Here is a 3,170-nt window from a genome sequence, read left to right as displayed (position 1 = left end):
CGCCGATATCACCGAGATGGCGGGCGTGATCATCGAATCGCCGTAGAACATGGCCGCGCCGAATACGCCAAGCGTGAGCAAGACGTTACGCAATCGATGAGGCGCGACGCCCGATGCCAGCGCCGTAAGCGCTAGAATCCCGCCCTCGCCGTCATTTCCTGCGCGCATTACGAAGCTGACATATTTCAGCGTGACGACGATCAGAATGGACCAGAGAATCAGCGACACAATGCCGAAGACATTCGGCTGGGACGCGCCGCCAGCGGCTTTCAGGCATTCGCGAAGCGTATAAAGCGGGCTCGTGCCGATATCGCCGAACACAACGCCGATCGCGCCGAGCATGAGGACAGGCGCCGCCTGAACGGTTTTCGCCGATGGCTCTGCGAGAGAAGCTGACATAGGCCTTTCTTCCAGGTGAGGGCACTAGGGCGGTTGAAAACCGTGTGTCTGGATCTATAAAGGATTACGACCGTTCGGACCCTGCACATCAAGTCTCGTCGATCTTTTAACACTAATAGCGACCGTGCGTGGCATCACTGTGGTCAATTGTGTCGAGAAAAGCATCGCATGGAATGTACCTACGGCCTTTGCATGTTGAAGCGCCAACGCCCTCTGCTACAGCCCGGGAAGAGCAAAAAAAACCGCAACTGGCTGCCCCAAAAACCGGACCGACCAGTTGCGGTGATCTACAACAGCAGCGCCCAACCTCCGGACGCTTTCAAACCTTAATGCGCGAGGAACGACCTCAGCTTCTCCGAACGGCTCGGATGCACGAGCTTGCGCATTGCCTTGCTTTCAATCTGGCGAATCCGTTCACGCGTCACATCGAACTGCTTGCCGACTTCTTCCAGCGTATGGTCGGAAACCGTGTCGATGCCAAAACGCATTCTCAGCACCTTCGCCTCACGCGGCGACAGTGAATCGAGTGCGTCCTTGATCGCGAGACGCATGTCGGCGTGCATGGCGGCATCAGCCGGCGACTCGGTCGCCGAATCTTCAACCATGTCGCCCAGCGTGGTGTCGCCGTCTTCGCCCAAAGGCGTTTCCAGCGAAACCGGCTGACGCGCAATCTTCAGGATGCTGCGAACCTTTTCTTCCGACAAGTCGAGACGAACGGCCAGCACCGACGGATGCGCTTCCTGACCCGTCTGCTGCAGGATTTCACGCGACACACGGTTCAGCTTGTTGATGGTCTCGATCATATGCACCGGTACACGGATGGTCCGGCCCTGATCGGCGAGCGAACGCGTCACAGCCTGGCGAACCCACCACGTGGCGTACGTCGAGAACTTCCAGCCGCGCCGGTATTCGAACTTGTCCACGGCTTTCATCAAGCCGATATTGCCTTCCTGGATCAGATCCAGGAAATGCATGCCGCGGTTCACATATTTCTTTGCAATCGAGATCACCAGACGCAGATTCGCTTCGGTCATCTCGCGCTTTGCCTGACGCATCTTGTGCTCGGCGGACGTCATCTGCTTGTTCAACGCCTTCAGTTGCGAAAGCGGCAGCATCAATTGCGCTTCGATTTCGATCAGCTTTTGCTGTTCGGCCTGGATGGCCGGCAGCGCGCGCTCGAGCGCCTTGCCGTACGAAGTCGATGCCGCAGCATGACGCATGGTCCAGTCGAGATCCGTCTCGTGACCCGGGAACACTTCGACAAACTTCTCGCGCGGCATGCCGGCGAGGTCGACCGCGATCTTCAGGATACGACGCTCGATGGCGCGAACATGCTCGACCTGCTCATGAACCTCAGCGCACAACCGGTCGATGGTCCGGGCGGTAAAACGCACGGTGGCCAGTTCGTTCTGGATATGTTCCTGCACGGTTGGCCAGTCGCCCGTACGTGCATCGTCTGCGCTGTATGCCGCGTGGAACGCGTCGAACTGATCACGCACGTTCACGAAAATAGGCAGGCAATCACGCAGCAAGTGCTTGAGACGCGTGGCGTTCGCGCGCGTGGCTTGTTCGTCGTCGGTCTCGCCTTCTTCGTCGTCGCTTTCCGACGCGAGTTCGGCTTCATCGATTTCGGCGTCCGAGTCGTCGACGACTGCTTCGTCGAGCGTGCTCACGTCCTTGAAACCATCGACGAGTTCGTCGATGCGCAATTCACCCGCCACGACCTTGTCCACGGTCGTGAGCAACGTGACAACCGTCGACGGGCAAGCGAACGCCGCCTTGATCATTTCGCCAAGGCCATCTTCAATCCGCTTCGCAATCTCGATTTCGCCGGCACGGGTCAGCAACTCCGTGCTGCCCATTTCTCGCATGTACATACGCACCGGGTCGGTGGTGCGGCCGAATTCCGAGTCCACGGTCGCGAGCGTGACTTCGGCTTCTTCGTCGGATTGTTCGTCCGATACAGCGGTCGGCGTGGAGTCGTTGAGCAGCAGCGTCTCGGAGTCCGGCGCTTCTTCATAGACGGCCACGCCCATGTCGCGGAATGTGCTGACGATGGTTTCGATAGCCGACGTCTGCGCAAAGTTACCGGGCAAGTGGTCGTTGATCTCCGCGTGCGTCAGGTAGCCCTGCTGCTTGCCGAGCTGGATCAGCGCGCGCATCTGCTTCTGACGCTCATCGGCCTGCTCGGGCGAAACAGCGCTTTCGTCCATGGGACGCGACATCTTGTCCGCGGACCCACGACGGGCTTTCGATTTTTTGGCAGGAACGCCGTTTCCAGCGTTAGATTCGGTTGGATCAAAACTTGTCATACATTTCCTCGATAGCCTTGCTCTGAGAAAAGCAAACCGGTGCACAAGGCGGTCAGACACGCGCAATACCGTGAAGACCGACAGGATCGTCACCTCGGGTTGAACTAATCAAATGCGTTGATTCGAGCAAGCTGAATCAGTTTGGAGGCGGGGAGCGCTAACAAGCGCAGTATTCGCGCGGGTCGTACAGTCTATAGCAACTTGATTGCTGCAGGTGCGTCAAGAGGCAATTAACGAACGTTTCCGGCATCCATACGCTGCGAAACAACAACATTTTCCGGGTACGAACTCATTTGCGGACGAATTGAGCCGAATCAAGGCTGTAGCAGAGACTGCGGCGGGTTCGGGAAGCCTTGATCACGCCCCGTTTGTTTATGCGTAAGGCGGCGAATAGACGTCGAAACTACCGACGTTAGATTCGCCCCGGCCAAAAAATTCCCTCCTTTTTCGTGCGCATCG

The 3,170-nt window shown here is 57.8% G+C and carries 2 protein-coding genes; both read right to left on the bottom strand.

The window, feature by feature from the left end; translation table 11 throughout:
* The coding region (locus tag ACFFAR_RS29060) for a KUP/HAK/KT family potassium transporter (protein ID WP_174365225.1) at positions 1 to 399 on the bottom strand (399 nt) is incomplete at its 3' end.
* A 326-nt stretch (positions 400 to 725) separates the two neighbouring features.
* A complete protein-coding gene (rpoD, locus tag ACFFAR_RS29055; RefSeq protein WP_174365224.1) occupies positions 726 to 2,612 on the bottom strand; it encodes an RNA polymerase sigma factor RpoD in 1,887 nt (628 codons plus the stop codon).
* Between the last annotated feature and the right edge of the window lie 558 nt (positions 2,613 to 3,170).

The sequence above is a fragment of the uncultured Caballeronia sp. genome (assembly GCF_964243625.1).
GTDB lineage: Bacteria > Pseudomonadota > Gammaproteobacteria > Burkholderiales > Burkholderiaceae > Caballeronia.
Note: the sequence above shows the minus strand (reverse complement) of the source record. Positions and strands in the feature narration are given on the sequence as shown.